This window comes from Aeromonas sp. 97A (assembly GCF_051919185.1).
Classification (GTDB): Bacteria; Pseudomonadota; Gammaproteobacteria; order Enterobacterales; family Aeromonadaceae; genus Aeromonas; species Aeromonas veronii.
The window spans coordinates 3,994,195-4,006,478 of sequence record NZ_JBQBFF010000001.1; the positions used below are offsets into that span (position 1 = coordinate 3,994,195).

At 60.7% G+C, this 12,284-nt stretch carries 10 protein-coding genes and 1 riboswitch; of the genes, 4 read left to right on the forward strand and 6 right to left on the reverse strand.

From position 1 onward, the window contains the following. Positions 1-16: 16 nt before the first annotated feature. Entirely contained in the window at positions 17-1,249 is a 1,233-nt protein-coding gene (locus tag ACTG27_RS18215; RefSeq protein WP_439980126.1) for a hypothetical protein, read from the reverse strand. 223 nt (positions 1,250-1,472) lie between these two features. Here ACTG27_RS18215 and ACTG27_RS18220 point away from each other — a divergent pair, with 223 nt between their 5' ends. Continuing rightward, complete coding sequence (locus ACTG27_RS18220; protein ID WP_323889047.1) at positions 1,473-1,790, forward strand: YnjH family protein; 318 nt, start codon at positions 1,473-1,475, stop codon at positions 1,788-1,790. Between the two features lie 310 nt (positions 1,791-2,100). On the opposite strand, the gene ACTG27_RS18225 is transcribed toward ACTG27_RS18220, so the two are convergent. Then, positions 2,101-3,549 (reverse strand): catalase, encoded by a 1,449-nt coding sequence (locus ACTG27_RS18225; protein WP_005355226.1) that lies wholly within the window; start codon positions 3,547-3,549, stop codon positions 2,101-2,103. Positions 3,550-3,710: 161 nt separating this feature from the next. Here ACTG27_RS18225 and ACTG27_RS18230 point away from each other — a divergent pair, with 161 nt between their 5' ends. Beyond that, a complete protein-coding gene (locus tag ACTG27_RS18230) occupies positions 3,711-4,247 on the forward strand; it encodes a GNAT family N-acetyltransferase (protein WP_439980127.1) in 537 nt (178 codons plus the stop codon). Next, a complete protein-coding gene (locus ACTG27_RS18235) occupies positions 4,214-5,074 on the forward strand; it encodes an AraC family transcriptional regulator (protein ID WP_439980541.1) in 861 nt (286 codons plus the stop codon). Before ACTG27_RS18230 ends, ACTG27_RS18235 begins: the two co-directional genes overlap by 34 nt. Positions 5,075-5,184: 110 nt before the next feature. On the opposite strand, the gene ACTG27_RS18240 is transcribed toward ACTG27_RS18235, so the two are convergent. Continuing rightward, on the reverse strand, positions 5,185-5,772 hold the full coding sequence (locus ACTG27_RS18240; RefSeq protein ID WP_005336432.1) for a superinfection exclusion B family protein: 588 nt from the start codon (positions 5,770-5,772) through the stop codon (positions 5,185-5,187). Positions 5,773-5,944: 172 nt separating this feature from the next. After that, positions 5,945-6,052, forward strand: a riboswitch (yybP-ykoY riboswitch). A gap of 87 nt (positions 6,053-6,139) precedes the next feature. Between ACTG27_RS18240 and ACTG27_RS18245 the strand changes: the two genes are divergently transcribed. Then, a complete protein-coding gene (locus tag ACTG27_RS18245) occupies positions 6,140-7,126 on the forward strand; it encodes a sodium:calcium antiporter (RefSeq protein WP_368195939.1) in 987 nt (328 codons plus the stop codon). A 67-nt stretch (positions 7,127-7,193) separates the two neighbouring features. Here the strand turns inward: ACTG27_RS18245 and ACTG27_RS18250 are convergent, their stop codons facing one another. The 3 genes from ACTG27_RS18250 to pepA form a co-directional block, all read right to left on the reverse strand. After that, a complete protein-coding gene (locus ACTG27_RS18250; RefSeq protein ID WP_368195940.1) occupies positions 7,194-10,046 on the reverse strand; it encodes a valine--tRNA ligase in 2,853 nt (950 codons plus the stop codon). Between the two features lie 64 nt (positions 10,047-10,110). Continuing rightward, the gene (locus ACTG27_RS18255) at positions 10,111-10,566 is read right to left on the reverse strand and encodes a DNA polymerase III subunit chi (RefSeq protein ID WP_439980129.1); all 456 of its coding nucleotides are present in this window, start codon (positions 10,564-10,566) and stop codon (positions 10,111-10,113) included. Between the two features lie 174 nt (positions 10,567-10,740). Then, positions 10,741-12,249, reverse strand: coding sequence for a leucyl aminopeptidase (gene pepA / locus ACTG27_RS18260; protein ID WP_439980130.1), 1,509 nt, complete (start codon positions 12,247-12,249; stop codon positions 10,741-10,743). Positions 12,250-12,284: the final 35 nt, after the last annotated feature.

The following is a 12,284-nucleotide window of genomic DNA, read 5'->3' on the forward strand; positions in this document are numbered from 1 at the left end:
GCGGTGGCCTGTCTGTTTATTTGAGCAGGGCTTCCATCTCCGCCTCTGCCTTGGCGCGCGCCTTGGCTTCCGCCGCTCTGGCGGCATCGGCGACGCTCTCTCCGGCCGTATGAGAGGCAGCACTGACAGCCTGTTTGGCCGGATCGGCAACGGCCTTGGTTGCCTCTTGCGTCACGGTAGCGGCGGCACTGCTGACTGCCTGTTTGGCCGGAGCGACAACGGCTTTGGTGGCTTCCTGTGTCACGGTCGCAGCGGCGCTGCTGACAGCCTGTTTGGCAGGCGCGGCAACGGCTTTGGTGGCTTCTTGCGTCGCGGTTGCAGCGGCGCTGTTGACGGCTTGCTTGGCAGGAGCGGCAACAGCCTTGGTGGCTTCTTGGGTCGCGGTCGTAGCGGCGCTGTTGACGGCTTGCTTGGCAGGAGTGGCAACGGCCTTTGTGGCTTCTTGGGTTACGGTCGCAGCGGCGCTGCTGACGGCTTGCTGGGCAGGAACGGCAACGGCTTTGGCCGCTTCTTGCGTTGCGGTCGCAGCGGTGCTGCTCACCGCCTGTTTGGCGGGTGCAGTGACTGCGGTGGTTGCAGTGCGGGTAAGTGCGGTCGTGCTTTGGCTCACCGCTTGAGTTGCCTGTCCTGTGACGTTGGCGGCTGTGCCGCTGATGGCCTGGCTGGCGCTGTTGGTCAGCGAGCCGGTGACGCCGCGGGTCACTGTGCCCAGCGCGCTGCCAAGGGAGAAGGGGGAGGCGCCACTCTGACTGGTCGCCGCCCCGGTCAGGGCATTGGCCGCCGGGGTGAGCTGGCTGGTGGGGGTCTGCCAGCCCTGCATGGCGGTTGGCCAGGTCGGTGCCGTGCCCGCCAGATTTTCGCCGAAGGTCAGGGTGGTGCCATCCCCTTTTTGCAGCAATACCGACATCTGGTTGGTTTGCGAGTTCCACACCATCCCCGCCTGCTTGGCGATATCCGGCACGGGCGCATACTCGGAGACCACATAGAAAAGCGGCCCCTCCTGCTGTAACTTGTCGGCAGTCTTGAGCAACTGCATGGTGCTGTCGTAGTTGGGACCAAGGATGGCGGTCATCCGATCCTTAATCAGGGGTTGTTCGAACAGATTGACCTCGTTCGGGTCAAAGCCGACCAGCGGCTTGAGCAGGGCCCACATCAGCTGGCTGGTGGGGCTCATCATCAGCAATGGGGCAACGCAGGCGGACAACATCAGGCTCAGGCAGGCCGCCTGAAGCAACGGCATGATACGCATTGGGATAATATCCAAATAACGACTTGATAAATAAGGTTATATTTTGTCAGGACGTGACAAATTCACCGGAAGTTTGCGCGTGGCAGCGAGAGACTGCCCGCAGGCGCTGGCAGGCTACCATATTGGTTCCACAATGCCAGCAGGCAGTATGATTGTCAGTCAAGTAAACCACGGGGCTGGTCGACTCTTCTAGAGTGCCCCCCATCGCAACAGGATCCCTCTCATGAAAAATTTACTGCTCTGCCTGCTGGCCTCCCTCTGGCTCGCCCCCGCTCTGGCCGCGTCCAAAACCACTGTGGTGGGCGAGTCTGCCAGTCCCGAGCTGGTGTTGCCGCTGGGCTCATTGCCCGAGCGGGTCTGCTGGTTTGCGGATCAGAAATATTCCGAAGGGGCCCGCATTCTGCAGGGAGATATCTGGCTGGAGTGCGGCCCGCAGAACGACCTCGAGAGCAATGGCCCACTGGCCTGGCGCTCTCCTGTGGTGGTGTTGCCTGCCACCCGGGGGGCAAAAGATCAGAAGACGATTTCCGTGGGTCAGTGAGGCTTTTCTTGATCCAGCTAAAGACATGGACGTGATCCCTGTCGCATAATGCAGCTCCTTTCTTCTCTTGGCTGGAACCTAAGAAATGGCTCGTCGCTCTTCCAATGCACAACGTCGTCGCAGTAGCTGGTGGTACAAACGCCTGTTGGCAAGGGAGCGGGAAGAGCGCGAAGCGCGTTCCGTAAGGGATTGATACTGCATTAAAAAACGGAGCCTCTGGCTCCGTTTTTGCGTTTGTTACTCTTAGCAGAATAACAACGGGGGCCATCAGGCCCCCGTTTTGTTTTTGCAGATGTTGCCTGCTTGCGGCTTAGCGCTGCAAGGCGGCCAGTGCCAGTTCGACCCGTTTGGCATACTCGGGGTCGGCTTGCTCGAAGTGTTTGAGCTGGGCTGCGACGATGGCGTCATCTTCCACATTGATAAGGGAGCGGGCCAGGTTGGCGGCGAGCCGCGAGCGCTGCCCCTCGTCCATGATGCGGAACAGGTTACCCGGCTGGCTGTAGTAGTCGCTGTCGTAGTCACGGAAGTCGTAGTGCAGGGCGGCCCCTTCCAGACTCAGCGCCGGTTCGTGCTGTTCGCTCGGCTGCTGGGTACCGAAACGGTTCGGCTGATAGTTGGGGCTGGCGCCGCCATTGCTGTCCGCCCGCATGGCACCGTCACGATGGGCGCCGTGATGGAACGGGCAGCGCGGGGCGTTGACCGGCAGCAGACCGTGGTTGACGCCGAGGCGATAGCGCTGGGTGTCGCCGTAGGAGAAGAGTCGCCCTTGCAACATGCGATCCGGCGAGAAGCCGATACCGGGCACCACGTTGGCCGGGGTAAAGGCGGCCTGCTCCACATGGGCGAAGTAGTTGTCCGGGTTCTGGTTGAGCTCCAGCACGCCCACCGGGATCAGCGGGTAGTCGCTGTGCGGCCACACCTTGGTCAGGTCGAACGGGTGGATGTTGTAAGTCTGGGCTTCGGCCTCCGGCATCACCTGCACATAGACCTTCCAGCGCGGGAAGTCGCCCCGCTCGATGGCATTGAACAGATCCGCCTGACTGGTCTCCCGATCCTGCCCGACGGCGGTGGCGGCCTCTTCATCGGTGTAGAAGCTGTGGCCCTGCTCGGTCTTGAAGTGGAACTTGACCCAGAAGCGCTCGTTGGCATCGTTGATAAAGCTGAAGGTGTGGCTGCCGTAGCCGTTCATCTCCCGCAGGCTCTTGGGGATGCCGCGATCGCTGAACAGTATGGTGACCTGATGCAGGGATTCCGGATGGCGTGACCAGAAGTCCCAGGCGGCGGTGGCGCTGCGCAGGTTGGTGCGCGGATCCCGCTTCTGGGTGTGGATGAAGTCAGGGAATTTCAGCGGATCGCGGATGAAAAAGACCGGGGTGTTGTTACCCACCAGATCCCAGTTGCCCTGCTCGGTATAGAACTTGAGGGCGAAGCCGCGCACATCGCGTTCGGCATCGGCGGCGCCCTTCTCACCGGCCACGGTGGAGAAGCGCAGGAAGACCGGGGTCTGCTTGCCGATGGCGCTGAACAGATCGGCCTTGCTGAACTGGCTGATGTCGTGGGTCACGGTAAAGGTGCCGTAGGCGCCCGAGCCCTTAGCGTGAACCACCCGCTCGGGAATGCGCTCGCGGTCGAAGTGGGCGAGTTTCTCCATCAACCAGATATCTTGCATCAGGATGGGGCCGCGCGGACCGGCGGTGAGGCTGTTGTTGTTGTCGACGACGGGGGCGCCGTTGGCGCTGTGCAGGGTCTTGTCAGTCATGGCTTCTCTCCTTGTTGATATGGGGTCAGCCTACGGATCTGCGCCGTGCTCGGCCAATGGGCCTTTCCTCGTCCTTTGATAGGCAAGACAAATGGGTGTGGGTAGGGGATGTGTAACCGCGCCGGATATTGCATGATGGTGGCTTCGAGAAGGAGCTTCATATGCAGATTACTATCCGTCATGCCGAACCCGCCGATGCCCCCGCCTTGCGGGATCTATACGCCATGCCCAATGCCCAGGCGGGCACTTTGCACCTGCCTATGCCACCCCTTAGCCAGTGGCAGAAGCGGTTGGAGAGCGACAGCGTGGTGGCACTGGTCGCCGAGGTTGACGGCCTGCTGGTAGGCCAGCTATCGCTGCTGGTTGAGCCTAATCCGAGACGCAAGCATGTGGCCGGTATTGGCATGGGAGTGCGGGATGACTGGGCTGGCAAGGGGGTGGGCTCCGCCCTGATGGCCGCGGCGCTGGATCTGGCCGATAACTGGCTCAACCTGCACCGGATTGAGCTGACCGTCTATACCGACAATGAGGCCGCACAGGCGCTCTATCGCAAGTTCGGTTTTACCGAGGAGGGGCTGGCTCGTGACTATGCCTTCCGCCAGGGGCGCTATGTAGATGTGTTCCATATGGCCAGAGTCGCGGGGGGGTGCCAGTCGCTAACGGCATGGTCGACTATCAGGCCAGATTGCGCCCGGTGATCCGGGCGCTGGAGCAGAATCCCGATCTCTCCATCGAAACGCTGGCGAGCAGTGCCTGCTTGTCTTTCTACCATTTTCACCGGGTGTTTACGGCTGTGGTGGGGGAGACGCCCGGGGAGATGTGTCGTCGTCTGCGCATCCAGCGGGCTGCTTGGCTGCTCTGCTATTCCGATGCCAGTGTCACGGCCATTGCGTTGGGGGCGGGGCTCGCCAGCTCCCAGGCGTTTGCCAAGGTATTTCGCCGTTACTATGGTTGCACGCCGGGAGAGTTTCGCCGCGACAAGAGCAAGAATGGACACTTGATGAGCAAGGATGGACACGCACTTGTGCAGCCGAATCCTTATGCTGAGGGTCACTCATCAGCAAGGAGCAATACCATGAAAACCATCGAGATGGACGCCCGCACTCTGGCTTATATACGTGTCACCGGCCCCTATGGCGAGGGGTATGCTCCCGTTTGTAGTCAGCTGCAACAGTGGGCCAGCGCCCGCGGTCTGGAAGGTGGGGAGTGGATCTTCATCTATCACGATAACCCCGAGGTGACTCCGCCAGCCCAGTGTCGCACTGACATCGGGGTGACGGTGCCTGCGGGGACGGTGGGGATGGGAGCGGTCGAGATCCAGCTTATTCCCGCCGGTCGTTACGCCCAGTCCCGTTATCTTATTACCGACCGCAGTCAGTATGGCCCGCGTTGGCAGGAACATATCGGCGACATCGTTGCTGCTGGGCTGGAGTTTGGCAATGGTCCCTGCTTTGAGCTTTATCACAGCATGAGCGATGATCCGGTGCAGGACGATGTCAGCTTTTGCTCCAGCCTCAAGGGGTAGGGCGCAGAAGGGAAAGCTGAGCGGGACAGAATTGAGCGGGACAGAATGTTGTGCAGAAACGAGAGAGCCGGACAGTGTCCGGCTCTTTTGCATCTGGCGGTTGGGGACGTTTAGCGCTGGAACCCCTTCTGGGCGAACTTGGGACGGGCGTTCATGATCTGCTCCACCTGCTCGTCGCTCATCTTGCCGCGCGACAACCCCAGCACCTTGTAGGTGAGCAGCGGTCGGGCGGGCAGGGCGATCATCAGGGCGCGGATCTGGTTCTCGTCATCCTTCTCCCGGGTCGGCTTGCCGTAGGCGTAGGTGAGGACGCCGGCATCCATCAGGTTTTTGACGGCGGGCTCGGTGATCGGCAAGTTTATGACGCTTTTACGCTGCAGCACGAACTCGCGCAGCACCGCCTTCTCGTTGAAGTCGAGGAAGCCGATCATCTGGGCCAGCTGGTCCTGCTGACGGCGTGCCTGCCACTCTTCGCACGCCCACTCCCAGGCGATCAGGAAGCCCTGACTGCAGAAGTAGGAGATGGCGATCAGCATGCCGACCCCCAGCCAGGCCGCATGATCCGCAGCCCACTGGCTGACGGCCCCTTTCATCAGCCCGGCCGGAAACAGCAGAATGATGCTGCAGCAGAGCAACAACCAGACCATCAGCCAGTTGAGGCGGTTCAGTTGATAGAAATGTTGGATCCACCGTTTCATTGTTCATCCTTCCCAAACTGTTGTGGATAGTGAACTACCTACAGCAATCGGTGTGCCAACAGCGCAATGGCGGCGGGGAGGGTGCGCAGGTGAGGTTACATTCCCTTACAACTTATTGAATGAGTTGTCATTAATTTGCCTTGTGAGGCGGCGGTCGAGTTGCTAAAACGTCCCCTCAGTCATTGGGGAGTAGCAACCCGCCCGCATTCCGGGCCGGGCCCATGTCAACACTCTTGGATCCTCGTATCCATGGCATGGGCGGCGATAGGCACTATCGCTCTGCAAGACCTTTGGCCTCGATATGCACGCCAGCCGGGCGAGCCATATCGGGTCCATCGGTTATTCTGCTCGCCTGGCGGTATCTATTATGTTTATTACCCTGCTATTATTTCTTGTCTCTGCGGTCACCATCTACCTTGCCTGCGAATACTTCGTCAACGGCATCGAGTGGACCGGCCACCACTTCAAGCTCTCCCAAAGCGCTACAGGCTCCCTGCTGGCGGCATTGGGTACGGCCCTGCCCGAATGCATCGTCACCCTCACCGCCCTGCTGATGGGCAACACGACCGCCCAGCAAGAGATCGGCATTGGCGCCGCCCTCGGCGGACCGCTGGTGCTGGCGACCATCGGCTATGCAGCAGTCGGCCTCACCCTGCTGCTTTGCATGGGGCGTACCGAGCGCGCCATCGATGGCGAGGTGCAGCGCGAGATTGGCCGGGATCAGCGCTGGTTTATGGGTATCTTTCTGGTGGCGACCGCGCTGGGGCTGGTCGCCTTCACCGGCAAGAGCTGGTTGGCCTCGCTCTTCCTGCTGGTCTACCTCGTTTATGTAAGGCGCGAGCTGAAACAGAGTGACAGCCACGAAGTCGAATTGCCGGAGCCCCTCAAGCTGGCCCCAGATGCCGGGATCCCGCCCCTTGGCAAGGTGTTGCTGCAGACGTTGGCTGCACTGGTGGTGGTGGCGCTGGCGGCCCAGCTGTTTGTCCATCAGCTGGAGAGCATGGGCGAGCTGTTTGGCCTCTCGCCGGTGCTGGCGGCCCTGCTGCTGAGTCCGGTGGCGACCGAAATGCCGGAGCTGATGAACGTGCTGATCTGGGTGCGACAGGGCAAGAACCGGCTGGCGCTGGCCAATATCTCCGGGGCCATGATGATCCAGGGCACTATCCCCAAGGTGTTCTGCTTGCTCTTTACCCCTTGGTTGCTGGATGGCGCAATGATGGCCTCCTCGCTGGTGACGCTGTTGGCGGTCGGGTTGCTCTGGTGGGGGTTCAGAAAGGGAACCATGACCGCCGAGCGGCTGGGGCTGGTCGGTCTGCTCTATCTCGGTTTTTGCGGCTGGTTGCTGGTGAGCTGAAGCGAGAAGCGCGGATATGAAAAAGCCCCCTTGGCAGGGGGCTTTGTTGTATCGGTTGGGGCTGTGTTTACAGCGCGGCGATCTCGGCCTGCTGGGCTTCCAGCTTGGTCAGCTGGAGACGGTAATCTTCCAGCTTCTCGCGCTCTTTGGCGATGACAGCTTCCGGCGCCTTGGCGACGAAGGCTTCGTTGCCGAGTTTGCCTTCGATACGGCCGCACTCGCCCACCAGACGGGCAACCTCTTTAGCCAGACGGGCCAGTTCGGCATCCTTGTCGATGAGACCGGCCATCGGGATCATCAGCTCGGTGGCACCGATCAGCTTCTTCACTGACAGCGGGGCGGTTTCACCGTCCGCCAATACGCGGATAGATTCCAGACGGGCCAGCGACTTGAGGAAGGCCTCGTTGTCGGCTGCGCGCTGGGCATCTTTGGCATCGCACTGGAGCAGCACGTTGAGGGGCACGCTCGGTGCCACGTTCATCTCGGCGCGGATGTTGCGGATGCTGACGATGAACTCCTTCACCCACTCCTGATCCGCCATCGCGGCGTCGTCCACCTTGGCGGCGTCGAATTCCGGGAAGGCCTGAATCATGATGGTGTCGGCGTGTACGCCAGCCAGCGGCGCGACCGATTTCCAGATGGTCTCGGTGATGAACGGGATGATCGGGTGTGCCAGACGCAGCAGGGTTTCCAGCACGGTCACCAAGGTATGGCGGGCAGCGCGCTGCTCGGCCTCGGAACCCTTGGTCAGCACCGGCTTGGTCAGCTCCAGATACCAGTCACAGAACTGGTTCCAGATAAATTCGTACAACACACCGGCCGCGATGTCGAAGCGATAGGTATCGAGGGCGGTACGGAAGTCACGGATGGCCACTTGCAGCTGGGACTGGATCCAGCGATCCGCCAGACTGAACTGCATCTCGCCACCGGCAAAACCGCAATCCTGATCTTCGGTGTTCATCAGCACATAGCGGGAGGCGTTCCACAGCTTGTTGCAGAAGTTGTTGTAGCCGTCCAGGCGCTTCATGTCCCAGTTGATGTCACGACCGGTAGAGGCCAGCGCTGCCAGCGTGAAGCGCAGGGCGTCGGTACCGTGGGCATCGATCCCTTCCGGGAATTGCTTGGCGGTACGCTTGGCGATCTTCTCGGCCATCTGCGGCTGCATCATGTTGCCGGTGCGCTTCTCCAGCAGATCTTCCAGCGAGATGCCGTCGATCATGTCGAGGGGGTCCAGCACGTTGCCCTTGGACTTGGACATCTTCTGGCCCTCTTCGTCACGGATCAGGCCGGTGATGTAGACGGTCTTGAACGGGACTTGTGGCTGGCCGTTTTCGTCCTTGATGAAGTGCATGGTCATCATGATCATCCGGGCAATCCAGAAGAAGATGATGTCGAAGCCGCTCATCAGCACGTCGGTCGGGTGGAAGGTCTTGAGTGCCTCGGTGTTGTTCGGCCAGCCCAGGGTGGAGAAGGTCCACAGGGCGGAGCTGAACCAGGTGTCGAGCACGTCTTCGTCCTGACGCAGCACGGTTACGGCCGGGATGCTGTGCTTGGCGCGCACTTCGTCTTCGCTGCGGCCAACGTAGACGTTGCCGGCGTCGTCATACCATGCCGGGATGCGGTGACCCCACCACAGCTGACGGGAGACGCACCAGTCCTGAATGTCGCGCATCCAGGAGAAGTACATGTTTTCGTACTGTTTCGGCACGAACTGGATACGGCCATCTTCCACCGCTTCGATGGCGGTCTTGGCCATCGGTGCGACGCGCACGTACCACTGGTCGGTCAGCATCGGCTCGATGGGCACGCCACCGCGATCGCCGTAAGGCTGTTGCAGCACGTGATCCTTGATCTCGTCCAGCAGACCCAGCTCTTCGAGCTTGGCCAGAATCGCTTTACGGGCAGCGAAGCGCTCCAGACCGGCGAACTCGGCCGGCAGGGCTGCATCGTAGGCAGTGCTCGGGTTGCCGTTGGTGTCGACCACTTCGGCCTCGGCACGCACGTGGGCATCCAGAGTGAAGATATTGATCATCGGCAGGCTGTGGCGCTTGCCCACTTCGTTATCGTTGAAGTCGTGGGCCGGGGTGATCTTCACGCAACCTGTGCCCTTCTCCATGTCGGCGTGTTCATCGGCAACGATGGGGATCAGACGGTTCACCAGCGGCAGCAGGATGTGCTGGCCGATCAGCGCCTTGTAGCGCGGGTCTTCCGGGTTCACGGCCACGGCGGTATCGCCCAGCATGGTCTCCGGACGGGTGGTGGCGACGATCAGGTAATCCTTGCCTTCGGCAGTCTTGGCGCCGTTGGCCAGCGGATAGCGCAGGTGCCACATGTGGCCCTTGATCTCGCGGTTTTCCACTTCCAGATCGGAGATGGCGGTGTTGAGTTTCGGATCCCAGTTCACCAGACGCTTGCCGCGGTACATCAGGCCATCTTCGTAGAGACGAACAAACACTTCCTGCACGGCGGCGGAGAGACCCTCATCCATGGTGAAGCGCTCGCGCTCCCAATCCACGGAGTCGCCCAGACGGCGCATCTGGCGGGTGATGGTGCCACCGGACTCTTCCTTCCACTGCCAAATCTTGTCGATGAAGGCATCACGGCCGTAATCGTGGCGAGTTTTGCCCTCTTCTGCGGCGATCTTGCGCTCAACTACCATCTGGGTGGCGATACCGGCGTGGTCGGTACCAGCCTGCCACAGGGTGTTTTTGCCCTGCATGCGGTTGTAGCGGATCAGGGTATCCATCAGGGTTTGTTGGAAGGCGTGACCCATGTGCAGGCTGCCGGTGACGTTCGGCGGCGGGATCATGATGCAGAAGGAGTCTTTGCTGGTATCGCCGTGGGGCTTGAAGTAACCCTGGGCTTCCCAGTGCTGATAGAGCGCCTGTTCGATGGCGTTGTGATTAAAAGTCTTTTCCATGGTCTCGCCGTAATCTGGATGGATGGAGTCTGGTGTTGATTCTTTATGGATCAATTGGTTGCAGTCAGGGCTGCGCCGGATCCGGTGCGGCAAGGACGGGCTGATCCCTCATTTCGAGGGTATGGCCTGCCTGGCGATAGTGCTTGTAGCGCTCGCGGGCTTGCTGCTTTTGTGTTTCGTCAGTGGGGACAAAATCTACCACTTGAGCGAAGTGTCCTGCAAACAAAGGTGTCGCAGTGGCCAGATTGATGAGGCGGGCGTAGCGCCGTTTCGGTGGCTGATAGCCGATCTCCACCGGGGCCATGCCGCTTTCGCCTTGCAGCTGGTGCGGCACAAAGCGCTCCGGCGGCAATTGCCACAACAGTTCGTCCAGACGCAGGGCCTGGGCCTCATCGTCGCAGAACAGGTAGATATGGCCCGCGCCCCACGACTCGGCCGCAAGAGTGCAGGCCAGTCGCTCGACCGCAGAGGCCTGCGCGTCATCCTGTTTGCTCATCAGGTAAAAGGTCACTTGGCTCATCAGGTTAATCCCGTTTTGCGGTGACGGACTGTTGACCGCCTCATGAGGCTGACGGGGCGTTTCCCGTCCGCAGCTCACTGATTCAAGAATGAAACAAGGAAGAGGCGGGCCTCTTCCTTGTGGTTCAGGGTAACGCCATCCCTTTTGATGCACGCATCAGAAGGGATGAAAAAGTTACTCTTTCTCTTCGATATCCACGCCAGCCCGGTTCAGCAGGAACTGGGTCAGCAGGGGCACCGGACGACCGGTGGAGCCTTTATCCTTGCCACTCTTCCAGGCTGTCCCGGCGATATCCAGGTGGGCCCAGTTGTACTTCTTAGTGAAGCGTGACAGGAAGGCGGCCGCGGTGATGGTGCCGGCCGGACGACCACCGATGTTGGCCATGTCGGCGAACGGGCTGTCGATCTGCTCCTGATACTCGTCAAACAGCGGCAGACGCCAGGCGCGATCACCCGCCTGTTCGGAGGCGTTGAGCAGCTCGTGGGCCAGCGGGTTGTGGTTGGCCAGCAGACCCGAGGTGTGGTGGCCCAGCGCGATAACGCAGGCACCGGTCAGGGTCGCCACGTCAATCACGGTTTCCGGATCGAAGCGGTCCACATAGGTCAGCGCATCACACAGCACCAGACGACCTTCCGCATCGGTGTTGAGCACTTCGATGGTCTGGCCTGACATGGAGGTGAGGATGTCACCCGGGCGATAGGCGTTGCCACCCGGCATGTTTTCACAGCCAGCCAGTACGCCGATGACGTTGATCGGCAGTTGTAGCTGGGCCAGCGCATGCATGGTACCGAGCACGGAGGCGGCGCCACCCATGTCGTACTTCATCTCGTCCATGCCGTCGGCCGGTTTGATGGAGATGCCGCCGGAGTCGAAGGTCAGACCCTTGCCGACCAGCACGATGGGCTTGGCATCCGGATGACCCCTGTATTCGATGATGGCCATCATGGCTTCGTTGTCGGAGCCGCGAGCCACCGCCAGATAGGAGTTCATGCCGAGTTCGGCCATCTCCTGCTCGCCCACCACCTTGGTGGTGATGTTGTCGTAGGCATCGGCCAGACGACGGGCCTGGGAGGCCAGATAGGCCGGGTTGCAGACATTGGGCGGCATGTTCGCCACGTCGCGACAGACTCGCACACCCTTGGCCACGGCCAGACCGTGAGCGATGGCTTTTTCACCAATGGTCAGTTCCCGACGCGTCGGCACGTTGAATACCAGCTTGCGCAGCGGGCGACGTGGCTCGGCCTTGTTGGTCTTGAACTGATCAAAGCTGTAGAGGCCCGCCTTGGTGGTTTCCACCGCCTGGCGCACCTTCCAATAGGTATCCCGACCCTTGACGTGCAGCTCGGTGAGGAAGCAGACCGCTTCCATGGAGCCGGTTTCGTTCAGGGTGGTGATGGTCTTGTTGATGATCTGCTTGTACTGGCGTTCGTCGAGTTCCCGCTCCTTGCCGCATCCGACCAGCAGTACGCGCTCGCTGAGCACGCCCGGTACTTGATGCAGCAGCAGCATCTGGCCTGGTTTCCCTTCCAGGTCGCCACGGCGCAGCAGCGAACTGATATAGCCATCGCTGATCTTGTCCAGTTGTTCGGCAACCGGAGAGAGGCGACGCGGCTCAAATACGCCGACTACGACGCAGGCGCTCCGTTGCTTCTCTGGACTGCCACTCTTTACACTGAACTCCATGGAATCTCCTACATCCTAAAGACAAAAGGCACCTT